This is a genomic window from Imperialibacter sp., from assembly GCF_048007035.1.
In the GTDB taxonomy this organism is placed as follows: Bacteria; Bacteroidota; Bacteroidia; order Cytophagales; family Cyclobacteriaceae; genus Imperialibacter.
The window spans coordinates 5,816,549-5,839,447 of sequence record NZ_CP180355.1; the positions used below are offsets into that span (position 1 = coordinate 5,816,549).

The following is a 22,899-nucleotide window of genomic DNA, read 5'->3' on the forward strand; positions in this document are numbered from 1 at the left end:
CAATGATAATTTAGTCTGGTATAAGCTTATACCTAACAGACCTCAAAAAAAGGCCATAACGGAATTTAACCTTTCGAAAAAAAAGGTTGTTTAATAATATTTGAAATTGATTAGTTTGATTCACCTAACTCTAACTAACCATGCGACCAATTGTTACCATCGTTCTGTTCCTTTTGTCCTACGGTTTGCCCATGGCAAACGTCCATGCTCAGCCTTTTTCTTTCGAATCCATCAAATCGTATCCGTTTCCGGCTGATCTGACTTCCGCTGCTACGGGCAGCAAGATAGCATGGACTTTTAACGAGCAAGGTCAAAGAAACATCTATGTAGCTGAAGGCCCTGAATTCAAAGCCAGAAAGCTTACGCAATACAACGACGACAGTGGACAGGAGATATCGAGCCTGGCAGTGAGTGCTGATGGTCAGTGGGTAGTTTATGTGAGAGGGGGAGACCATGGTTCCAATTGGGACGACGATGCGCCGGTGAATACCTCTTTCCTTCCGGAGCCGCCAAAAGTTCAGATTTGGAGCATTCCGTTTGCAGGCGGAGAGCCAAAAATGTTAGCAGATGGGGACTTGCCCTCTGTTTCGCCAAACTCAAAAACGGTGGCCTATGTTAAAGCTGGGCAGATATTGTCTGTACCCATTGACGGCTCTGCGAAAGGTGAGGCGCTGTTTACAGCAAGAGGACGAAACGGCAGCATCACCTGGTCACCCGATGGTTCAAGAATGGCTTTCGTATCCAATAGGGGCGACCATTCATTTGTCGGAGTGTTTACCAACAAAGAAACGCCGATTACCTGGCTGGCCCCTTCTTTCAATTTCGACAGATCTCCAGATTGGTCGCCGGACGGTACACGAATCGTTTTTGTTCGTACCCCAGGTGCGGGTGGTGCGCCCGACTCGATACTGGCAAGAAAGCATCGCCCGTGGGCCATTTGGTCAGCCGATGTGTCAACGGCTCAGGCCAAAAAGCTCTGGGAGGCACCCAAAACACTGGCAGGCTCAACACCCAACACTCACGGTGGGGCTAACCTCCATTGGGCTGCCAAAGGCAAGATCGTCTTCATGTCGTACAAAGACGGCTGGCCTCACATGTATTCAATGCCTGAAATTGGTGGCGAACCCATGTTGCTGACGCCTGGTAACTTCATGGCTGAGCATGTGAGCCTAAGCAGTGATCGTAGCACATTGTTGTTTAGCGGGAATACAGGCCCCGCTCCACTCGATCTCGACAGGCGTCATGCAGTTCAGGTGTCGGTGGACAAAGCCGATATGAAAGTGCTTACCCCCGGGAGCGGCCTTGAATGGACACCCGTAATGACCGGCGACGGCAAAAGCATAGCAATGATTAGCGCAACACCACAACGGCCGCCGCTTCCTGCTGTGCTGCCAACCAACGGAGGCAAAGTGAAGCTGCTCGCCGAAGATCGCATTCCTTCCGATTTCCCATCCAAAAACCTGGTAACTCCCACGCAGGCCATATTTACATCTGAGGACGGATTTACCATCCACGGTCAGCTGTTTACACCGACCAATAAGCCATCCAAAGGCCCTGCTATCATCTACGTGCATGGTGGGCCGCCGAGGCAAATGCTGCTTGGTTGGCATTACTCCGATTATTACACGAATGCCTACGCCACAAACCAGTACCTGGCCAGTTTGGGCTTCACGGTTCTGGCAGTCAATTACAGACTGGGGATAGGTTATGGCTACGAATTTCACAACCCGGCTGATGCAGGTACGTGGGGAGCCAGTGAGTACAAAGACATTAAGGCAGCGGGGCTTTGGCTTGGCAAGCAGCCAGGTGTGGATGCATCTGAGATTGGCGTTTACGGTGGGTCGTACGGCGGCTATTTAACGGCCATGGCGCTGGGACGGAACTCTGATATTTTTGCCGCTGGCGTCGATATTCACGGTGTGCACGAGAGAACGACTGGTAGGATAGGTGATATCCTTTACCCAGATCAATATGAAAAAGCGCCGGATGCCGAGAAAGCGGCTCAGGTAGCCTGGGAGTCTTCCCCGGCATCAACAGTTGGCGGCTGGACTTCGCCAGTGCTGATTATACATGGTGATGATGACCGAAACGTCCGTTTTAGCCAAAGCACTGATTTGGTGCAACGTCTGCTTGAAAAAGGAGTGGAGATGGAAACCATCGTCATCGTCGACGACACCCATCATTGGATGAAGCATGGGAACTCCTTAAAAGCAGGGAAAGCGACGGCCGATTTCTTTGTGAGGAAGTTAAAGAAGTAATCAGGCGCTAGCCGCTTCGTCCAAAAACCAATAAAGCACACCATTTGCAGGCTTTATATGCGAGGCAGGGTAGGTTCTGAACTTACCTCTGTGCTTCAGTATTTCCCTCACTTTTGGCTGCTTGCTTTCGCCAGTCACGAGGAAGGCGATGCTTTTGGCATTGTTGATTACTGAACCGGAGAGGCTGATTCTCTTTTGCCCTGATTCAGGGTGTGTGGCCACAACACAGGTCTCGGTAGCTTTTAACAACTCCATTTGATCAGGAAAGATTGATGCAGTGTGCCCGTCGGTGCCAAGGCCAAGTATTACCAGGTCGAACCTGGGCAGCCCGTCTGACGAAGTTACGTTCTTTTTGATCTCGTGGCTATGTCGCTGAGCCTCTTGTCGGGGTTCGTTTTCGCCAAGGATGCGGTGAATATTCGCTTCAGGAATACCAACCTTGTCAAACAGATGCGCCTTAGCCATGCCATAGTTGCTGTCTTTGTCGGTAGGAGGCACACAACGTTCATCACCCCAGTAGAAATGCATCTTCGACCAATCTATTGCCTTTTTGTAATCAGCAGCAAGAACGTCAAACAGTAGCTGTGGGGTAGAACCTCCGGAGAGAGCGATGTTTAACTTGTCACTGTTTTTGTTGAGATCAACCAAAAAGGTGGCAAAATCCTCCGCTACTGCCCTGGGGTTTTTAGAAATATGTAATTCCATCAGCTATTATAGTTCGCAATAAAGTCCATCATCAACCAAATTGGCACAAGGATTCCTCCAGCCATGCCCATTTTCAATTAGTGTATTTGCCTGTTCTGGCCCCCAGGTGCCTGAGGGGTACCCGTATACCGGAAGGTCAGGATCGTCCTTCCATGCTTTTAGAATGGGGTCAACAAACTCCCAGGCTGCAATAACACTGTCACCTCTGGCGTAGAGGGTGGCATCGCCTTGCATGCAATCGAGCAGCAGCCTTTCGTAGGCTTCAGGTACATAAGCGTCCGTCAGCCCATCGTATTGGAAATCCATATTCACCGTTTCCACTTTAAAACCGTTGCCGGGCACCTTCAGGCCAAACTTCAATAAAATACCCTCATTGGGTTGAATTCTAAAGACCAGCACATTTTGTGAGTTGGCAATTCGTCGCTGACTGAACAAGTGGTGGTGGTTGGGCTTGAAGTGAATCACCACTTCGGAAACTCTTGTTGGCAGCCGCTTGCCGGTGCGGACGAAGAAAGGCACATCAGCCCACCTCCAATTGTCGATATAGAACTTTAAGGCCGCAAATGTTTCAGTTCTTGACTCAGGGTCAACGCCAGTTTCCTCTCTATAACCGGGATATTCTTTATCTCCAATAGTTGACTTGAGGTATTGACCTCTGATAACATTGTCTCTGATGTCGTCGGCGCTTAAAGGCCGCAGGGATCTAAATAGTTTTAGCTTCTCGTTGTGAATAGACTCTGCATCCATTCTTGCTGGCGGCTCCATTGTAACAAGGGATACCAACTGCAGCAAGTGGTTTTGGATCATGTCTCTTAAAGCCCCGGAGCCATCGTAGTAACCGCCTCGCTTTTCCACACCTACACTCTCAGCAGCTGTAATTTCCACTTTCTCGATGTATATGCGGTTCCAAAGTGGCTCGAAAATAGTGTTGCCAAATCTGGCCACCAGCGTATTCTGCACGGTTTCTTTACCCAGGTAGTGGTCGATTCTATAAATCTGATCTTCTTTGAATGACTCGAGCAGTTGGTTGTTTAATTCTTTTGCACTTTCTAGTGTGTAACCAAAAGGCTTCTCAACAATCAACCTTTTCCAGCCATTTTCCTCAGTATTAAGTTGAGCTTCGCCCAAATTCTTAGAAATCACAGAGTAAAGTGAAGGGGGGGTAGAAAGGTAGAAAATGTAGTTTTGATCCGTATGACAGTCATTGCACAACGTTTTAAGCCGATTGGCCAGCAACTGATAGTCTACTACCGCTTTCGTATCAATCGACTGATAGAAAACCATCTTTGCGAAGTTTTCCAACTCACCAGGGTTGTCCTTGGAAGCTTTCAGGTGCGGGTTGTCGAAAACAACTTTCTTCCTGTATTCCTCGTCGCTGAAGTCTGTTCGGCTTACACCAAGAATAGCGTAATTCTCAGGCAAAAAACCTCTTTTGAATAAATTGAAAACAGCAGGAATCAGTTTACGCTCAGTAAGATCGCCAGAGGCTCCGAAAATAGTAAGTATCTGATTATCAGTTTTTTTCATTTAGGTACTACACAGGGGTGATGGCAAAATTCAATTTAATTGGCGAAGATCAGTATTTTTGGTCTGAATCTCTTGATATTCGCTAAAAAACAAGCAATTAACATCATGTGAAGGCAGTTGGTTGCACCACGGCCCACATGTGGAAGGAAAAAAAGGACTGGAATGGAAAAAACGTATGACTTTGGCCTCGTAGGCCTCGGAGTGATGGGAAGAAACTTCATCTTGAACGTGGCAGACAATAATTTTTCCGCCTATGGGCTGGACACGGATTCGGAAAAGGTAAAGTCGTTGAGGGAAGAAGGAGCAGGAAAGGTTGTTGATGGCACTACCGACAAAAAGGAGTTTATCTCAAAACTTTCCAGGCCAAGAAAGATCATGTTGCTGGTTCCCGCAGGTGGCCCTGTCGATGCAGTTATCAACGATTTGTCTCCGTTGCTTGATAAAGGTGACCTGGTCATAGATGGTGGAAATTCTTTTTTTACTGACACTGACAGAAGAGCCGAAAGCCTGGAATCAAAAGGCATCTACTTCTTTGGTACAGGGGTTTCCGGTGGAGCCAAGGGCGCCCGCTTTGGCCCCAGTATTATGCCGGGAGGTGACAAAGATGCCTATGAAATTGTAAGGCCGATTTTTGAAGCGGTTTCAGCGAAAGTCAATGGCGAGCCATGTGTGGACTATATGGGTGCCAGGTCAGCCGGCAACTACGTGAAAATGGTGCACAACGGTATCGAATACGGGTTGATGCAGCTCATTTCCGAGGCATATGACGTAATGAAGCGGGGGCTGGGCTTGAGCAATCAGCAGCTTCACAATACTTTCGACCAGTGGAACAAGTCGAAGCTTCAGTCTTTTTTGGTCGAAATAACAGCAGAGATATTTACAAAAAAAGATGAGCTAACCAACAAAGACCTGGTTGATGTGATTCTTGACAAAGCCAAGCAAAAAGGCACAGGTAAGTGGACGTCTCAGAATGCCATGGATCTTGGTATTCCTGTGCCTACCATTGACGTGGCTGTCAGTATGCGGGAAATATCCTCAATGAAAGCTGATAGGGAAAAAGCTGAATCGCTCTACGGAGCCAAGTCCATTAAAGGAGACAGTAGTCTTACAGTGAAAGATGTGGAGGACGCTCTGTTCTTTGCTTACATAGTGACTTATGCGCAAGGAATGACGCAGCTGTGGGCAGCATCCAAAGAGTATAAGTACGGTTGCGATATGGAAACCATCGCCAAAATATGGAGAGGTGGCTGCATCATCCGTTCAGGCCTTTTGGAGGACATGAGGAAGGCATACGCCAGGGATAAAGCACTTAGTAGCCTGTTGCTGGATAAAGACATTGCCGCCAAAGCCAAAAGCTGCGAAGTGTCGGCGAGAAAAGTAGCCGCTTATGCCATTGGCCAGGGTATCCCTGTATCCGGAATGGTAGCGGGTTTGAGCTATTTCGATGCGTTTACTACCGGCCGTTTGCCACTGAACCTGATCCAGGCGCAACGTGATCACTTTGGTTCACATACTTATGAACGTACCGATAGGGAAGGGATTTTCCACACCGAGTGGTAAAAGAAAAAGGCTGAGTTAGTAGCTCAGCCTTTTCATTACCTATATTTCCAAAATACATTCTTGGGGTTGTTATATAGCGTCAGAACCTCGTTCACCGGTTCTGATTCTTATGCATTCTTCCAGCGGCGTAATAAAAATCTTGCCGCTGCCTATCATATCGCCGTCGTGGGCCTGAGTAGCATCCATAATGGCGTTGCAGGTAGTTTCAACGAAGCTGTCATTTACAGCTATCTCCAGTCTGACGTTAGACACCAGGTTGGGAATCACTTTCTGGCCTCTGTATACCTCCTCGGATACTCTCCGCCCGTGACCTGATACGTTGCTGACGGTGATTCTCGATATGCCTGCTTGAATCAGTGACTCCCTCACCTGATCCAACTGGTTTTCTCTTATAATGGCTATAATAAGTTTCATGCTTGCTTAGTTAGGAGTGATCATTCCGTATCCTTTCTCACCATGGTACACGTTGTCTAGGCCTTTCATTTCGTCTTCCTCACTGGCCCGGATTTTGACAAACTTGTTGAGCACAAAGAGGATGACGAAGGTGCCAACTCCCGCATAAACGATGGCTATTGCTATCGCCGTAAGTTGTACACCCAGCTGTTGCATTACAGTCCACGTGCCACCTGCAGCCGTTGCAGCGTCTGTCATCCAGCTTTCTCTGATAAAGAACACAAGGAAAATGGCACCGATGATACCACCAACGCCGTGAATACCAAAGGCATCCAGTGTATCGTCATAGCCAAGCTTGTTTTTTAGTATAATAGCCAGGTAACACACAATGGTAGAGAGAGCTCCCAGTACCAGCGCTCCACCGGGCTGAACAACGCCAGCTGCGGGCGTAATGGCCACCAAACCAGCAAGAATGCCCGATGCAAAACCAAGAGCTGTTGCTTTCCCCTGGTGGAACCCTTCAACAATCAGCCAGGTAAGTGCGCCAGCCGCAGCCGCTATTTGCGTAACCGTTAATGCCTGAGCGGTGCTCAACCCACTTGAAATACTGCTACCGGCATTGAAACCAAACCAACCTACCCATAGCAGCCCAGCGCCAATCATCGTCATCACCAGGTTATTGGGTTGCATGGGTAAATGGGGATGTGATTTTCTGGCACCAATAAAGAGCACAGCCACAAGCCCGCTAACGCCAGCAGAGATATGCACCACAGTGCCTCCGGCAAAGTCAATGGCGCCATTGGCTCCAAGATTGAACAGGAACCCGTCAGGCGCCCATACCCAGTGACAAAGAGGGTTGTAAACGATGAGGCCCCATAGTGCTATGAAAAAGCAGTATCCTTTGAACGTGATTCTTTCAGCCACTGCACCGGCAATAAGGGCAGGGGTGATGATGGCAAATTTTGCCTGGAACATGGAGAATACATATTCGGGGATGCCGTCGATAATGCTGTCGTCGATGCCTGAAAGCATCACATAGTCGGAATTCCAGCCAAACCAGCCGCCCAGCACGTTTTCACCAAAGGCCATGCTGTACCCACAAACTACCCAAAGTACAGTCATAATACCCATGGCTGTAAAACTGTGCATCATTGTGCCGAGCACGTTTTTCGTCCTGACTAAGCCGCCATAAAACATGGCAAGACCGGGAATCATCAGGAGCACAAGTGTGGTGGAAGTCAGCATCCAGGCGGTGGCACCTGAGTCTATCTCAGATGTTTCCTGGGCAAGGGCAGCTGTGGAAGAGGCGATAATAGCCAATCCACTCAATAGAATTGGTCGAACAAAAAGCTTCATGTAAGGTGTGTTTAAAATTCAATCACCAGCTTTTTGGGACATGTTGTTTAGGGTGACGCAATATAGGAATTCAGATTTAAACTTCCTGAAAGGGTTGATATTAAACCTCAGACCGACCAGGGTGGGCACCAATAAAAGGCTAATTATTGCAGTCTGTCAGGTCTATATGCTCACTCCAGTTATCATGGCTTATTTCAACGGTCATATTCCCGCCCTTAGCGTCGAACCTTCCATCTTCCAACACAACGCCTTCGCCGCTGACGACCTGAAATGCGGCGCTTGTCGAGAGCGAATACCGGATGCCGTTGGTAAAAGTGATGATGGGATTAAGCCTTTGGAAAACCAGACCAGCAGTCGATTGACTGGGAATACACTCTTTTATGACCTCGTAGTCTTTTACTTCCTCTGGAGCCCCATTTAAGAACAGCCCAAGAGGAATATGTAACCTGCCGGCCCAAACACTTTCAGCATGGATGCCATTGGGCACCTCATAGTAGAAAATATCTTTGCCATATTCAAATCCCTGATTCTCCAGGCTTTCAATCATCGGAACGTAATAGTTCCATTCTTTTGTGCCGATATCGAAGTAGAACCGGGTGTTTGATAACTCTTGTGGCTCATCGAAAATGGCATAGTCGGCTACCCAGAAAGAGGGTGACATGGAGGCCGAAAAGGAAAAGACTTCGGGGTAATTTATTCCCGCCCAGGCAGCATAGAGTCCGCTAAGCGAGAGGCCAAATATGGCCCTTCTTTTCGGGTCAACAGGGTAGTCTTCCTCCACCATCGGAATCACCTCATTGATAAGCCTTTCGGTGTAGTTGATAGAACCCGGAGAGTATTCCGACCAGTTTTCTTTGATCCATGGGTCGTTGTAGGGTATATACCTGCCGTATCTGTGGCCTGCTGCTGATATCCCCACCATCATGAAGGGCTCTATGGTGGAAGTAGCCTCAAACTGGTAAGAAGCCAGACTGGCAATGGCTCCTTTGAAGACATCGCCATCATTGAAGTAAATAATGGGATATTTCCCAGAAGCATTTTCTGCACTCGGTACATAGATGTCAATCGTTAGATCGCTGGATAGCTCAACTGTAGTAATGGTAAAACTTGAGGTTCCAGAAGAAGGTGGTTTGTTGCCATCATCTGACGGCGACGGGTTGGAATCGCTGCAGCCACAACTGAATAGGATACCTGCTATGAAAATAATATGGTATAGTGCTCTCATATAACGATATGACAACTCAGGATATAAAAGTACTTATTTGTAGAAAAAATCATTTTTGATCTGGCCTGGTTGGTCGATCTTGCGACGACGCTTATTTACCTAAGCGGTTTTACTATATTAATGGCCAACCTGTATATTGTTCAACCACCAAATTGTGATCAATCGTGAGAAGTCCAATCCAACTGACCCTTATTTTAGTTTCCCTGTTTATCTTCCAGCGGTGCGAATCGCCTCAGCAGGGCGACTCAGAATTCACCACTGACGAAATCAACCGTTGGGAGGCCACTGCCTCCCGTGTCACCATCATTCGAGACAACTGGGGCATCCCTCATATTTACGGAAAGACCGATGCAGATGCCATTTTTGGTATGATGTATGCACAATGCGAAGACGACTTTAAACGAATTGAGACCAATTATTTGACCTCGATTGGGAGGATGGCTGAGGTGGAAGGCGAGGATGCGCTGTATACTGACCTTCGGCAACGGCTTTTTATCAATGAAGAGGAGATAAAGGCCCTTTATGATCAGGCCCCGGAGGGGATGAAAGAACAAATGAAGGGCTTTGCTGATGGTATCAACTATTACCTTTACAAACATCCTGAAGTGAAGCCAATGCTGCTCACCAGGTTTGAACCGTGGATGCCCCTCACTTTTAGTGAAGGAAGCATTGGTGGTGACATCGAATCCATTTCAACTGAAAACTTACAGGCGTTCTATGGGGGGAAGCCAGCTTCTCCTGTTTCTTCAGTGTACACCTACGAACCTGAACCTGAGCCCACAGGGTCTAATGGTTTCGCCATCGCACCTTCCAACAGCGCCTCTGGCAATTCTTTGCTGCTGATTAACCCGCACACCTCTTTCTTTTTCCGCTCCGAACAGCATGTAGTAAGTGAGGAAGGCCTGAATGCCTACGGCGCCGTTACCTGGGGGCAATATTTTATCTATCAGGGTTTCAACGAGCACTGCGGCTGGATGCATACTTCCAGCGCAGCTGATGTAATTGACGAGTTTGCAGAGACAATTGTAGAAAGGGACGGCAAATATTTCTACAAGTATGGAGAAGAGGAGAGAGCCCTGGAGGCTTCGGAGGTCACTTTGAAGTATAAAGATGGCGAGCAAATCGCCAGCAAAACGTTCACCACCTACAAGTCTCACCATGGGCCAATTGTACGGGAAGAAGGCGGTAAATGGATTGCCGTAGGCCTGATGCAAGATCCGCTCAATGCCCTCAGTCAATCATACATGCGGACAAAGGCTGCCACTTACAACGAATTCAATAACAACATGCGGCTTCGCACCAACTCGTCGAACAATACGGTGTATGCCGACGACCAGGGCAATATCGGTTACTACCATGGCAATTTTATGCCCATCCGTGACCCCCGGTTTGACTATTCGGGCGTTATTGATGGCAGCAACCCGGCCACCGACTGGCAGGGACTCCACAAAATCGAAGAACTCGTTAGTTTGCTGAACCCTGAAAGCGGTTGGCTACAGAACTGCAATTCTACCCCGTTTACAGCTGCAGCTGGTTTCAGTCCCAAGCCAGAACACTATCCCGTATACATGGCACCTGACTCGGAAAATGCCAGAGGCATTCACGCTGTTCGTGTTTTGGAGGGGAAAACGAACTTTACACTTGACAAGCTGATTGAAGCAGCCTATGATCCGTATTTGGTAGGGTTCGAGAATCTTGTTCCTTCGCTTGTGCAAGCCTATGAAAAATCCACTGATAAAAACGCTGAGCTGGCAGCCCCAATAAAAGTGCTTAAAGAGTGGGATTTACGTTTTGGGGAAGAATCGGTAGGTACGGCGCTAGCCATTTTCTGGGCCCAGGAATTAATGCGGGACTTGTACGAAACAAAAGGCGTTCGGCTAAGGCAACTGGCTATGATTGACTATATGACCACCGAAGCGGAACCACAAATGAAGCTCAATGCATTGAAAAAAGCAGTTGACAAGCTAACAGCCGATTTTGGTACCTGGGAAACAGCCTGGGGAGAAATCAATCGCTTCCAGCGGGTGGAGGGTGCCATCAGAGAGCCTTTCAATGATGAATTGACAAGTAATCCCATTGCTTACACAAGCAGCATGTGGGGGGCTTTGTCCGCATTCGGTAGCAGGCCATATCCAGGCACTAAACGGTGGTACGGAACAGGTGGCAACAGCTTTGTGGCAGTAGTGGAGTTTGGTGACACCGTCAAAGCCAAGGCGATAGTCACTGGCGGGCAAAAGAGCGATCCGGCTTCGCCACACTTCAATGACCAGTCGGAAATGTACAGGAAAGGGGAGTTCAGAGATGTATTATTCTACCGGGTGGATATTGAGGCAGTAGCGGAGAAAAGATATAAGCCGGGAGAATAGTTCCTCCCGGCATTTTACTTTATTCAGTAACCAGCAAAGATTGCCAGGCAGCAAGCTTCCAGGTACCTTTTTCCTTGCGGTAAACGTCGGTGTACTTAAGGATAATGGTACGATCGCCCTTAGGGTCGCCTATCAGAAAACGGGCCTTTCCTGAGATTACACCTGTGTTGCCCCACGAAATCGGATTTTGCTCAAGAATCTCTACATTTTTGTAGGTGCCAGCGGCCACCGATTCAATGATTTTGGCTTTGCCGTCAACGCCACCGTGCGAATGAGTATACATCAAGTCGTCGGCAAGAATCGTCTCAAGTGTCTTGGTATCCTTTTTTGCCATCACCTCGAACCGGTATTTTTCGGCATCCAGTAGTTCCTTCTGGCCAAACGCTGTCAAAGCAAACATAGCCAGACAGGCAGTCAATAATTGTGTACGCATATTTTTATAGTTTAAGTGTTCAGTTATTTCGGAGGTAATTGAGGGTAGGGAATGATGGACTCTATCAAAAGCCCTACACCACTTTTGGTAAGCAAGGTAAGGGTTATGATGATACTACCAATGATGATCGCAATGCCTACATTGTTTTTTCTTATTTCTTCAAATTCATCGATAGGAGTGAGGCGGGCATACAGGGAGGTGCTCAGCAGCGCTATCACAATGGAAGCGCAGTAGGCAATGGCAATGTAAACAGCGCCCTGCCCAATATACCTGAAGGCCAACACATAGCTGGCAGCGTCCTGATTAAGAAGCCTGAACGAGGAAATAAGCGGTTGAATTACCTCATTGATCATGAAACCAACCGAAAACATGATGCTGGCAGTGAAAATACTGTAGGCCAGGTTGCTTTCGGAGATCTTATAATACCTTCTCCCCACCCATTGCATTATTTTGTAGGTAACAGCAAGGATGAAGATGCCAATAGTGACGGCCGACACTATTTCGATGAGCCCAAGTATGGCGATGTTATAGTTCATTCACTAATGCGATTTCCCAGTAATCAATGTTTTGCATATCAGGAGGTAACATGCCAACAGGCCAGCCCTTGGCGGTTGTCTCCCAAAAATAGTAGTTTTTTCTACCTAAAGTAATGTGGTCGCCGGAAGACGGGATATTGAGTGCCAGCATAGCGTGCCTGTATTCATAGCTCACCACAATCATCGGGTCAAAGTTGAGTTTGCGAAGCAAAGAAAAGAGCAACACCGCCCTCGTGTCGCAGTCACCAGACAAAGTGTGCAAAAACTCATAAGGCGAGAGGATACCAAATTTGGCCAGGGCTACACAGGGATGCTTCTTTTTGTCAGCTTCCGAGCAATCGCCAGAGTTGATAAAATGGTAAGGAATATCCTGAACAAAGGACACGGTCAACTCTGCCAGCGAGGCGGCGTCGAGACTGTCAAGCAACGCCGTTTGGAGAAGGCTGTCCGCCATAAAACTTACCCATTCATCGTTTTCTTCCACCAGCTGCTTGTACACACTCCCCCAATAAGCTCCATATTCATTGTTTGACGGATTGATAAGATTCCTTTTTTCCCGGCTCTGGTTTGCAAGGTCTTCGTAACTGCGGTAATGAGTGCAATAGGAGGCTCGGTAGTCAATCAAATCCCAGTTTCGGTAATGGATCCTATCCGAAGTCAAAGAATCAAACTCCGTGTAATCCTCACATAAATCGACCTCATAGCCCATCTCTGAATGCTTGAGCCCGTCTATGAGTATGCTGATGATCCAGAAGAGCAGAAAAAAGAGCCCTATTAACCTCACTGCAACCTTCATCGCTCCTTCGGCTTTAAACTTTCATGTGTGCTTGACTTCATTTTCATCGATGGGAGGCCTCAGCCCTGGGCTTAATAGTTTAATTGGGAGTAGCAATAAGCTGATTTTTCACCTAAAATCGATACATTCATTAAAAATTCAAATAATCAGTTTTTACAATAAGATGAAGAAATATAGCTACCTGCTGCTGGCGGCGTCTTTGGCGTTTGGCTGTGAGCAGTCAGGCACCACTCTGCTGATAACGGAGGGGTCTGATTTGTCTGTTTCGTCTCCTTTTGAATCAAAATTAGCAAAAGGGGCCGCCGATACATTCAGGGTTCACCTTGAAAAAGGTGCGCTTGCCAGTGGGTTTGCGGACCAGGTGTCTGTAGATGTGGTAGTGAAAGTGCTTGGCCCCGAAGGTCAACTGTTACATGAATTTGACAGCCCGGCCAGGGGCCCCGAACCATTTCAATTTACGAGTGAAGGAGGCGTTTACAAGATAGTTGTTACGCCCTTTCAGGAGGGCGAAGGTGACTACGTGATGATGCTGGACAGGGTAGAAGCGGTGGCTGCCACAAAGGAAGGTAGGATCGATCAGCTCATGAGGTTTGCCCTTGGGGCGGACGAGGCTGTTCCTGGAGCAACAGTTGCCGTGGTCAAAGATGGAAAAGTAGTTTTTAGTAAAGGATATGGATATGCCAATCTCGAATATGACATAAAAAATTCGCCTACTACTATTTTTCATGTGGCATCAGTTTCCAAGCAGTTCACAGGGTTTGCCATCGCTATGCTGGCCGATCAGGGCAAGGTGTCGATGGACGACGACATTAGAAAGTACCTGCCAGAAATGAACGATTTTGGCAAAAAGATCACACTCAGTCACCTGGTACACCACACCAGCGGGCTGAGGGATCAGTGGAGTTTATTGGCGCTTGCAGGCTGGAGATTGGATGATGTAATCACCAGAGAGCAGGTGCTGAGACTGATTTTTAACCAGAAGGAACTCAACTTTGAGCCGGGCGAGGAAATGCTGTATTGCAACACGGGTTTTACACTGCTGGCGGAGATTGTGTCGAGGGTTACGGGGCAGTCATTTGCTGAGTGGACAAAGACCAACATGTTCGAGCCGCTTGGAATGAAGAATACGCTTTTTTACGACGACCATGAGAAGATTGTGAAGGGACGAGCCTACTCATATTACAAAAATGACCAGGGAGAGCTAAAGAAATCGGTGCTCAGCTATGCCAACGTGGGCGCCACCAGTCTGTTTACTACGGTAGATGACCTGGCACTTTGGGCAGTCAATTTTGAAAATGTTAGTGTAGGTAACGACAACGTTATGAAAATGATGGATGAGCGTTATATCCTCAACAAAGGCGACACCATGGGCTATGGGTTCGGGCAGGGAATAGGGAGCTACAAGGGGCTGGTCAACAAAACGCACGGTGGAGCTGATGCGGGTTACCGAACCTTTATCAACCGGTTTCCTGAGCAGCACTTTTCAGTAATTGTTTTCAGCAACCTGGCGTCGTTCAATCCTGGCAATATTGCCTATCAGATTGCAGACATATACCTCGCTGATCAGCTAGCAGAGGCACCTCCTAAAACATCGGAGGCTCCTCCGGCTGGGGATCAACCTAAAGAAGCCTTCGAGACATCTTCGGTAGTACTGTCGGAATATACAGGCCGGTTTTATAGTGCCGAGCTTGAAACAGCCTACACCCTTGAGGTAGTCAACGACACCCTCGTTGCCCACCATCAACGCCACGATGATATCAAACTGACCATTAAGCAAAAAGATGGGTTTTCATCCTCAGCCTGGTGGACTGGAAACATCGATTTTACAAGGAATAGCAGCAATGCAATTGATGGCTTCAAAGTGAGTGCGGGCAGGGTAAGAAACGTGGCCTTCGAAAAGCAGTAGATGGGAGCGCAATGGCATTTGTACGTGATGGCCGTGCTGTATATTTTGGCTGGTATCAATCATTTTATCAACCCAACATTTTATCTCCGCATTATTCCGCCTGTTTTGAAATACAAGCAGCTGATCAATAGCATAAGTGGAGCGGCTGAAATCTTTTTAGGCATATTACTACTGACCTCTTACAGGCCGATGGCTGCCATTGGTGTTATCGCCCTTTTGATCGCTGTCTTTCCCGCCAATGTATATCACCTGATGCAAAAAGGAGCTGGGATGAAGGTGCCGATTGGGGGGCTGTGGCTGAGGCTTCCGGCGCAGGGCCTGTTGATTTGGTGGGCGTGGCAGTACGTCTGACTTCGGGAAGAAAAAATATTATGACTTCGATGATAAAAAGCTGCTTTACTTTCCATTAATTTTGCAGCAGTTTTAATAACAATATGGAAACAGAACCCAGCCTGCTGGTTGAAGTGAAAACACCTGATTTACAGGAGTTTAAGGAAGTAACAAACACCCCTCAAGTTCTTTTTGACATACTTCCTGACGATTGGCAGGAATGTATAGTGCCGTTCTGGGCCCAATACGCTGCTACAGCCCGTGTTTTTTGCTTGCTAAGTGATGAAAAAGTACTGGGAGGGGGCATAGTATTCAGCACAATTCCGCCAGACACACTCGACGAAAAAATGGCTCAAGAGCTTTTTGACAAAGGCCTGCTTTATATTGGCTTTTTGTGGATTTCGGAAGAGATGAGGGGATGCAATCTCGGTTCTAAATGGATTGAGCAGGCAAGAAAGGTTTTTAACAACAAACCGTTCTGGCTCACAATAGACGATTACAGGTTAACGTCCTTTTACAAGAGGAATGGGTTTCAGGTGATCGGTGAGGTTTCGAAAGATGATTCTATCGAATGGGTAATGGCTGACACAGAAGTCTAGCCTATCGGCAATTGTTTTAAGTAGGTCTACTTCAGACTGTTGTAGTAGGCGGCCAGTTTTCTCAAATCTTCCTTCTTCCGGGAGATTCTCTCTTTTTTTACAAATTGCCTCATTTCGTCCTGATGGTCAGGTAAGCTTTCAACCAGCGCTTTTACCTTTGATATCTTGAACACCTCGCCCTTGTCGAGCTGGTAGTAGTACTCGAAGCCCAGCTTGAGATAGGTAGGGAGTGTTGGAGCACTTTCCATGGCTTTCGGAGCCTGTCCCGGCCGCAGCCGCACCACCTGTTTCATCATCACATTCAACCTTCCGGTGTCAATTACCTCAAAGAAGCCGAGGTTGTACTTGTTTGCCTCAATATACTCTCCCAATATGAACAAGTGTTCACCCACCGAGATCATGTCGATACTTAAAACAGGCTCCATCAGATAGGTGAAGTCCCCTCGCTTAAATTCCATTTGGTCGGCGTACATGTTGTATCGCATGGGCACCGGATTTGTTTTTCGATCCTTTTCTATAAAGACAATACCGTCTTTAAACTCGTCGTCCATATACGGAGAGCCTTCATACTCTTCACCCTTGTTGGCTCCGGTAATTGCTTTGGAGTAATTGATGTAGTCCTGATAGTCTACTACATTCCTGTCCTTGTAGGATACAATTTGGGCGTTCATCACCCCAGTGGAAAGGAGCATTAAAAAGCTCACTATAATGAGCTTCCTGAGGCGGCGACTATATCCGGCGACTGAGTTCATAGCAGTAGGTATTCGACGTAAATAGGGATAAGTAACTACGGTAAAGATAAAAAAACGGCCATCGGCATAAAATCATTTTCCGAAAACCGTAAACAGCATCGCAGTTGCCGCCGGAAAACTGTGCTTGGGCAAGCGAAAAATTCTCGTCAACGTATGGGTTAGCAACAATAAAAAGGGCTCAAAAAAGAGCCCCTTTTACCATATTAGCACAACATTTAAACTAAAAAATCAAATCAGGTTAATGTATTGTGTCGTTTTCCACTCGCCACTGAGTATCATCACTTTCTCTACCAAAAGCTTGTAATTTTTCTGTCCGGATAAAAATTCGATAACAAGCGAACTTGTGCCATCGGCCCTGGGAGATTCCGCTTCGTAAGCGCCGACAAATATTACTTCAGACCACTCAATACCAAGCTCACAGCCTGCATAGAACGTTCTTAAATAGGCCGACTCAATCTCAGGCTTTATTCTCTTTTGGTAAACTTTGGCAAAGTCTTTTTTTGCCACGTCAAGAAACACACTGTAAGCGTCTGAATTGGCCATCATTAGACCATGGAGCTCTTCGAGTGATGGAAACAGGTGATAATACTCTTTGATGGATTTGTTCTGAAAAGTGACCAGTATTTGTCTCCCCAGGTTTTCAGCGGCTGTGCCTTTCTCTTCTTCGGGCGAATGAGCCGTTGCAAAATGTACTCCGAGTAACAAAGTTGAAAAAATAGCTAACGCTTTCATTTGTTGTATGGTTAAAAAAAAAACTCTAATTCTTCACGCTGACAGCTACGATGTCCTGAGGTGCGATCGGTGCGGGAACAGCATTTTCAATAGGCTTTATGGATTGCAGGTAAGCGAAAATGTCTTTCAGATCCTGATCCGTCATTTGCTGGTACATCTGCCATGGCATTGGTGGTAGCAGGTCACGTGCTCTTTCCAGTCCCTTCGACTTACCTTTTCTGATGGCAGTTTCGAATTGCTCGTAGGTCCAACGACCAGTTCCGGTGGCGTTGTCGGGGGTTAGGTTCGCAGAAAACGAGATACCCCAGGGACCAGCTGCGGCAGTGAACCCTTGAGAGAACAAAATCCAGTCATTTTGATTGGGTACGTTTGCCACTGGCTCGCCTGCTGGATGACCAGATAGCAGTCGGGTAGTGTCGAGCTCTGGCCCTTGTGGAGTCATTACCTTAGGCGTATGGCAATCGTGGCAAGCGCTGGTGTTAACAAGGTATTCGCCACGTAGTATAGCTTCTCGTTTCATCACGTCCGGCGATACTGGCTTCTCGCTTACATTGGCTGACGGGGAGCAGCCATACATAGCTGCGGCTAAAGCCACAAAGCTTGCGATCTGAAGGATTCCTGAGTGCAGCGCCTTAATGCGCCTCTTTATTGCACTTACATTGTTTAATCGAAAATTGTTGAACATTTTCATTGGTGAATTATTGATGGTTTGGCGGGTTTTACGAAACTATTGACGGGCCGGCCTACGTGTAAAAGAGAGAATAGTACGTGAAAACACTTTCCTTCTATTCGCATCTGTTAGCAGTTTCTTTTCAGATTTGAAACTTATGGGCGGTGTTTTTCGTGGAAGAGCTTTGTTGCTGGCCTGATGGTCGGTATTTTTTAGTATGAGTGACTACATTACCCTCGACTCACCCAATGTGCCGATATTGAGGCATGGGGAGAACAACACAATTCCCTATGGAGTTTTTATCAAGTCTCCCGGTGAACCGATTACGCTACCGGATTCGGAACTTGCATCTTTCAAATCGAGAGACATGTACCTTCCAAATTTCTCCATTCGGGAGGTAGAAGGGATATTCTCAAGGGATGTCGTGCTCAAGAATCTCCGAAGTGAGGGAGCGGATCTTCCCGGAAGCTGCCTTTTGATGAAGGCTGACGTAAAGACATATCTGAAAGGATCGAGCCAGTTTATAGCCACTAAGCAGTCTTCTCAAAACTTCAAATTTGATCCTAACAACGAATACCGTCATCATATAGCTGCAAACAGCGAGCTTCATTATGTTCACGTGTCGTACGCACCGGAATACCTGGATAGCTTCTTGCCTCAAAACGAGCCCTGGGCTGACTGGGTGAGGGAAAAGATAGCCAAAAAAGAAAGGGTTTTTGGCAAAGAGTATCAGCCGCTCAGTCTTGCCCAGCTTAGGGCCATTCAAACCCTGACCGATTGTCCGTTGGTTGGGAGTTTGGGTGTAATGATGGTTGAGACTTCGGTAACCCAGATTATTTTGCTTCAGTTACATGCTCTTTTCGGCGAAGAGTACAAAATGACTGATAAGAGTCCAACACATAGAAGGGATCAGGAGTTGGCGCATGCTCTCAAGCAATATCTGCGGGACAACTATCTCGAGGATCATTCCATTGCTGGCCTCGCCAGGCAGTTTGCAACTAATGGCAATAAACTTATGTCGGTGTTCAGGGCCGTGGAAGGAAAAAGCATTTTTGAGTACATCAGCGACCTGAGAATGCAACATGCGGTGCATCTTCTGCAGGACAAAGACGTAAAAGTTTTGCAGATTGCACGAACCCTCGGTTACAAAAATCCTAACCATTTTTCTACGGCTTTCAAAAGGATTTATGGCGTTGTGCCCACTGAATTCAGGTATAAACCAACATACTAGCGGCTGTTTTGTGGCAATTTTGGCTTCTGAAAATGTTTTTTTACGCTATCGTGCCAAATGAAGAACTTTTTAACACCAAATGTCATTTTACTATCGCAGCAAACTTTAGTTGTTGCCCTCTGAAAGGCAGAAAGAACATCTTTATTTCATCTAATTGCCTCAGAAAGAGAAACGTTCTCAAAATTAAAGGTTACCTTTGTCTTCACATTTAAAAAGCTTGGATGAGACAACTCAAAATAAGTAAACAGATTACCAACAGGGAGAGTCAGTCTCTCGACAAGTATTTACAAGAAATTGGAAAAGTAGACCTCATCACCGCAGACGAGGAAGTGATCTTAGCCCAAAAGATCAGAGAAGGAGATCAAATAGCACTTGAAAAACTAACAAAAGCCAATTTGCGCTTCGTTGTTTCGGTAGCTAAACAATATCAAACAGGCAGCCTTAGCCTTGGAGACCTTATCAGTGAGGGCAACGTAGGCTTGATCAAAGCGGCTCAACGTTTTGATGAAACCCGTGGTTTCAAATTCATCTCTTACGCTGTGTGGTGGATTCGCCAGTCTATTATGCAGGCGTTGGCCGAGCAGTCAAGAATTGTGCGTTTGCCTTTGAACAGGGTAGGGTCTTTGAATAAAATATCGAAGGCATTTTCTGATCTGGAGCAAAAGTTTCAGCGTGAACCTACGGCTGAGGAGTTGGCCGAAGTGCTTGATGTCAGTTTGAGCGAAGTGCTTGCAACACAGAAAGTGTCAGGCCGTCAGGTAAGTATTGACGCACCATTTGTGAGTGGTGAAGAAAACGGCTTGCTTGATGTGATGGTGGACGAAAATGAAGAAAGACCTGATGCCGGCCTGATGGTGGCTTCTTTGCAAAAAGAAATTCAGCGTTGTTTGTCTACGCTTACTGCCAGAGAAGCTGAGGTAGTATCGTTCTACTATGGTATTAACGGTGAGCAGCGCATGACCCTGGAGGAGATTGGAGACAAGTTCAACCTCACTCGTGAAAGAGTTCGCCAGATCAAGGAAACTGCTACCCGCAGGCTCCGTAGTGGCACCAGAAGCAAAATATTGAAATCGTTCTTGGAGTAGTCTACGGAATAATTTCCGTGCAAAAATATAAGAAGCACTTATCCGAAAGGGTAGGTGCTTTTTTGTTGGAATCGGGGCTGCTAGGCTTCATGCAGCTTCACCAGCTCTTCAAACAACCTGTCAAGTGTCTCCTCAGCATTCACGCACAAGCCGGGGTGTACTTTGGAGGTCTGGAGCACTGTGCTTCTTGCTGCTGTCAGCCAGCGAAAACGTTCGGTTATTCCGAGCTGCCCAATCGGGCCCGCTTCTTTCCCTCCCTGGCAAATCTTCTCAAAGGAGTCTGCATACACCTTCAGTTCGTTAAAATCTGTCCTTTGGCAAAGCCCGGCCAACCTCGCCTCGTTCCAGTCGAATCGAGCCCGCAAAAACTTTTGCCCTGAGCACAACAGCACCACCCCCACGTTGAGAAACTCTTCACGCTCGACATGTGGCACCACACGAACGACGGCATACTCAAATAGCAGTCTCTCTTGCATGTTGGGCTTCGTTAACAAAAAAAGAAGACCCGGCTACCCGTGTAACCAGGAAATGAGTGTAGGCGGCCCTGTGCTGTTCGGGGTTTTCAAACGGAGAGTCCTCTACCAGCCAGTCGTCGGGTATTTGGGCCACAATGGCTTTGATGGCCTGCTCAGTCAACACAGGTGCGAACTGTTTGTCGACAGCCTCAAGCTCACTGGCAATGGGAAGCAGGACGTGCTTTGAAATCAGCTGAAAAGGTTTTTTTGGCTTGTCCCAGTTGTCCCAGTTGTCCCAGCTGTGATGGAAATACAGGGAAGCACCATGATCGATTAGCCAAAGCTCTTTGTGCCACCAGAGCATGTTGGTGTTGCGGGCCGTGCGGTCGACGTTCATCAGCAGGCTGTCGAGCCACACGATCTGAGACGCCAGCAAAGGCGATAGCTTAGTCGCCACCGGGTCATAGGTGATCGAGCCTGACAGATAATGCAGTCCCAGGTTAATACCGACGCTGGCCTTCAGCAGATCCTGTATTTCTTCGTCACCTTCAATCCGGCCAAAAGCTACATCGAGGTCTGCAAAAACAATTTCCGGCACTCTGAACCCTAATAGCCGGGCAATTTCGCCACCAATAAGTTCTGCTATCAGCGCTTTTTTACCTTGTCCGGCTCCTTTGAATTTCAGTACATATAGAAATTCATCATCAGCTTCAACAATGGCAGGCAGTGAACCACCTTCCCGGAGAGGGGTGACGTAGCGGGTAACGCTAACAGTACGAATTTCAGCTGCGTGTGCCATCAAATTGTTGTAAACCTTTGTGGCAAATGTAACACAACGCTGCCTGTTAATAAAAAGCAATCTTCTGGAAACGGAGTCGCCATAGGCCAAAAAAAATGGGGAAACATGTCTTGTCGACATATTCCCCCACAAATATCATCAGCGCTAATCGCCTGCTGTTTAAGCTTCTTTTTCAGCAGTCTCTTCTACCTCTGTTTCTTCTTCAACAATTTCCTCGCCCCGGTTGATATGCAGCACGAAGTGTTTGTCCATAACGAATTCATAAGTGGCAGTGCTTACCAGGTCATTGGCAGTTTTTGAAGACTGCAAAATCACCAGAAGGTCTTTTGCTACGATAGAAGTTCTAATGTCATTTTGGGCCTTTCCTTTGAATACATTCAAGGAGAAAGAATAACCACCCTTTTCCTTAGGGTTGATGATGGTAAATTCATGTTTAGACATCTTGTAGGTCTGTGGACCTTCTGCCGAGTCTATCATGTGCTTGAGAATTGCCGGTCTGTACTTGTTCCACAAATAAGTGTAAGTGTGGGAAACTTCAGAAGAATAATTGGCCATTGAACTATATTGATTATTTACAAATTGTTTTTCTATGAATATTTCTTGCCGACGAGTTTATAACGGTAGTCGACTCATGTATCACCCTCAGTTCGGGGCTGATATGGATAGTCGTATTTTTTAGAGCAGATAATTACATGTTGTGGATTCTAAATAGGAACAAATCTAGTAACGCTGAAGTTCAGCGAATATGTGTTCCAGTTCTGCTCTGGTCTTTTTTAGCTTTTCTTCAAGCTTAACCAGCATACTTTCCCGGTCAGTATCGGCCAGGAAAAAGTCGCTGTCATTGAGGTCAGGAAATCTCCATTTCAACATTACCTTTTGCTCTCTCCAGCTTCTAACGATCTCCATATGCTGCAAGGTAAGCATATTTGCGGAATATTTGTTGTTATTTGGATTTTACATTATAGAGTTGTAGGTTTTCCTCATTTTCTTCAGCAGGAGGGGTGCTCGATTTTTAAGACACATGTGACACTTCTTCCACCTGCTTCACCTCGCCAACGATCGTTTTCCAGGCGGTAAATCCCCCAGCTACATTGTAAACTTTTTTGCAGTTGTGGTGAAGAAGTAGGGGTGGTATGCAGTTTTTTAAAATCTTCAAGTACGAGACATTGGCCCTTCACTTAGATA

Annotated in this window: 23 protein-coding genes; 8 read left to right on the forward strand and 15 right to left on the reverse strand. The window is 46.9% G+C overall.

Going from position 1 to position 22,899, the window contains the following annotated elements; all coding sequences use genetic code 11:
• Positions 1–140: 140 nt before the first annotated feature.
• Entirely contained in the window at positions 141–2,258 is a 2,118-nt protein-coding gene (locus ACMVP2_RS24825; RefSeq protein WP_339791491.1) for a S9 family peptidase, read from the forward strand.
• On the opposite strand, the gene pgl is transcribed toward ACMVP2_RS24825, so the two are convergent.
• Positions 2,259–2,963: a 6-phosphogluconolactonase gene (gene pgl, locus ACMVP2_RS24830; protein WP_416865562.1), complete on the reverse strand. Its 705-nt coding sequence runs from the start codon at positions 2,961–2,963 to the stop codon at positions 2,259–2,261.
• A gap of 6 nt (positions 2,964–2,969) precedes the next feature.
• Entirely contained in the window at positions 2,970–4,490 is a 1,521-nt protein-coding gene (gene zwf / locus ACMVP2_RS24835) for a glucose-6-phosphate dehydrogenase (RefSeq protein WP_339791495.1), read from the reverse strand.
• 162 nt (positions 4,491–4,652) lie between these two features.
• Between zwf and gndA the strand changes: the two genes are divergently transcribed.
• Positions 4,653–6,050 carry an NADP-dependent phosphogluconate dehydrogenase gene (gene gndA, locus ACMVP2_RS24840; RefSeq protein WP_339791497.1) on the forward strand — a complete coding sequence of 466 codons (1,398 nt, stop codon included), beginning with the start codon at positions 4,653–4,655 and terminating at the stop codon, positions 6,048–6,050.
• A 69-nt stretch (positions 6,051–6,119) separates the two neighbouring features.
• Here the strand turns inward: gndA and ACMVP2_RS24845 are convergent, their stop codons facing one another.
• From ACMVP2_RS24845 to ACMVP2_RS24855, 3 genes are all read right to left on the reverse strand, one after another.
• Positions 6,120–6,464, reverse strand: a complete 345-nt coding sequence (locus tag ACMVP2_RS24845) for a P-II family nitrogen regulator (RefSeq protein WP_317491577.1) — start codon at positions 6,462–6,464, stop codon at positions 6,120–6,122.
• Positions 6,465–6,470: 6 nt separating this feature from the next.
• On the reverse strand, positions 6,471–7,799 hold the full coding sequence (locus tag ACMVP2_RS24850) for an ammonium transporter (protein WP_339791499.1): 1,329 nt from the start codon (positions 7,797–7,799) through the stop codon (positions 6,471–6,473).
• A gap of 139 nt (positions 7,800–7,938) precedes the next feature.
• Complete coding sequence (locus tag ACMVP2_RS24855; protein WP_416865563.1) at positions 7,939–9,024, reverse strand: alpha/beta hydrolase; 1,086 nt, start codon at positions 9,022–9,024, stop codon at positions 7,939–7,941.
• Between the two features lie 164 nt (positions 9,025–9,188).
• Between ACMVP2_RS24855 and ACMVP2_RS24860 the strand changes: the two genes are divergently transcribed.
• On the forward strand, positions 9,189–11,390 hold the full coding sequence (locus tag ACMVP2_RS24860; RefSeq protein WP_416865564.1) for an acylase: 2,202 nt from the start codon (positions 9,189–9,191) through the stop codon (positions 11,388–11,390).
• Between the two features lie 19 nt (positions 11,391–11,409).
• Here ACMVP2_RS24860 and ACMVP2_RS24865 read toward each other — a convergent pair whose 3' ends face one another.
• From ACMVP2_RS24865 to ACMVP2_RS24875, 3 genes are read right to left on the reverse strand one after another with little or no spacing between them, the layout of a single operon-like run.
• Entirely contained in the window at positions 11,410–11,823 is a 414-nt protein-coding gene (locus ACMVP2_RS24865) for a nuclear transport factor 2 family protein (RefSeq protein ID WP_339791503.1), read from the reverse strand.
• A gap of 23 nt (positions 11,824–11,846) precedes the next feature.
• The gene (locus tag ACMVP2_RS24870) at positions 11,847–12,359 is read right to left on the reverse strand and encodes a DUF350 domain-containing protein (protein ID WP_416865565.1); all 513 of its coding nucleotides are present in this window, start codon (positions 12,357–12,359) and stop codon (positions 11,847–11,849) included.
• A complete protein-coding gene (locus ACMVP2_RS24875) occupies positions 12,349–13,155 on the reverse strand; it encodes a hypothetical protein (protein WP_416865566.1) in 807 nt (268 codons plus the stop codon). The genes ACMVP2_RS24870 and ACMVP2_RS24875 overlap by 11 nt, the downstream gene beginning before the upstream one ends.
• 163 nt (positions 13,156–13,318) lie before the next feature.
• Here ACMVP2_RS24875 and ACMVP2_RS24880 point away from each other — a divergent pair, with 163 nt between their 5' ends.
• The 3 genes from ACMVP2_RS24880 to ACMVP2_RS24890 all read left to right on the forward strand — a co-directional run bounded on the left by ACMVP2_RS24880 (position 13,319) and on the right by ACMVP2_RS24890 (position 15,990).
• Positions 13,319–15,061 (forward strand): serine hydrolase domain-containing protein, encoded by a 1,743-nt coding sequence (locus ACMVP2_RS24880; RefSeq protein WP_416865567.1) that lies wholly within the window; start codon positions 13,319–13,321, stop codon positions 15,059–15,061.
• Positions 15,062–15,412, forward strand: a complete 351-nt coding sequence (locus ACMVP2_RS24885; RefSeq protein ID WP_416865568.1) for a DoxX family protein — start codon at positions 15,062–15,064, stop codon at positions 15,410–15,412. It begins immediately after the preceding gene.
• 83 nt (positions 15,413–15,495) lie between these two features.
• On the forward strand, positions 15,496–15,990 hold the full coding sequence (locus tag ACMVP2_RS24890; RefSeq protein WP_416865569.1) for a GNAT family N-acetyltransferase: 495 nt from the start codon (positions 15,496–15,498) through the stop codon (positions 15,988–15,990).
• Positions 15,991–16,016: 26 nt separating this feature from the next.
• On the opposite strand, the gene ACMVP2_RS24895 is transcribed toward ACMVP2_RS24890, so the two are convergent.
• From ACMVP2_RS24895 to ACMVP2_RS24905, 3 genes are all read right to left on the reverse strand, one after another.
• Positions 16,017–16,742 carry a hypothetical protein gene (locus ACMVP2_RS24895; RefSeq protein WP_416865570.1) on the reverse strand — a complete coding sequence of 242 codons (726 nt, stop codon included), beginning with the start codon at positions 16,740–16,742 and terminating at the stop codon, positions 16,017–16,019.
• Between the two features lie 228 nt (positions 16,743–16,970).
• Entirely contained in the window at positions 16,971–17,474 is a 504-nt protein-coding gene (locus tag ACMVP2_RS24900; protein WP_317491588.1) for a hypothetical protein, read from the reverse strand.
• Positions 17,475–17,499: 25 nt separating this feature from the next.
• Positions 17,500–18,165, reverse strand: coding sequence for a c-type cytochrome (locus ACMVP2_RS24905; RefSeq protein ID WP_416865571.1), 666 nt, complete (start codon positions 18,163–18,165; stop codon positions 17,500–17,502).
• Positions 18,166–18,361: 196 nt separating this feature from the next.
• Here ACMVP2_RS24905 and ACMVP2_RS24910 point away from each other — a divergent pair, with 196 nt between their 5' ends.
• Both ACMVP2_RS24910 and ACMVP2_RS24915 read left to right on the forward strand, forming a co-directional pair.
• Positions 18,362–19,375, forward strand: a complete 1,014-nt coding sequence (locus ACMVP2_RS24910; RefSeq protein ID WP_416865572.1) for a helix-turn-helix transcriptional regulator — start codon at positions 18,362–18,364, stop codon at positions 19,373–19,375.
• A 221-nt stretch (positions 19,376–19,596) separates the two neighbouring features.
• The gene (locus tag ACMVP2_RS24915; protein ID WP_152000029.1) at positions 19,597–20,460 is read left to right on the forward strand and encodes a sigma-70 family RNA polymerase sigma factor; all 864 of its coding nucleotides are present in this window, start codon (positions 19,597–19,599) and stop codon (positions 20,458–20,460) included.
• Positions 20,461–20,540: 80 nt separating this feature from the next.
• On the opposite strand, the gene ACMVP2_RS24920 is transcribed toward ACMVP2_RS24915, so the two are convergent.
• The 4 genes from ACMVP2_RS24920 to ACMVP2_RS24935 form a co-directional block, all read right to left on the reverse strand.
• The gene (locus ACMVP2_RS24920; RefSeq protein ID WP_416865573.1) at positions 20,541–20,936 is read right to left on the reverse strand and encodes a DUF3037 domain-containing protein; all 396 of its coding nucleotides are present in this window, start codon (positions 20,934–20,936) and stop codon (positions 20,541–20,543) included.
• Positions 20,914–21,714 carry a HipA family kinase gene (locus ACMVP2_RS24925; protein ID WP_416865574.1) on the reverse strand — a complete coding sequence of 267 codons (801 nt, stop codon included), beginning with the start codon at positions 21,712–21,714 and terminating at the stop codon, positions 20,914–20,916. The genes ACMVP2_RS24920 and ACMVP2_RS24925 overlap by 23 nt, the downstream gene beginning before the upstream one ends.
• A gap of 159 nt (positions 21,715–21,873) precedes the next feature.
• Positions 21,874–22,269 carry a hypothetical protein gene (locus tag ACMVP2_RS24930; RefSeq protein ID WP_317491593.1) on the reverse strand — a complete coding sequence of 132 codons (396 nt, stop codon included), beginning with the start codon at positions 22,267–22,269 and terminating at the stop codon, positions 21,874–21,876.
• 165 nt (positions 22,270–22,434) lie between these two features.
• Positions 22,435–22,620 carry a general stress protein CsbD gene (locus ACMVP2_RS24935; protein ID WP_152000033.1) on the reverse strand — a complete coding sequence of 62 codons (186 nt, stop codon included), beginning with the start codon at positions 22,618–22,620 and terminating at the stop codon, positions 22,435–22,437.
• Positions 22,621–22,899: the final 279 nt, after the last annotated feature.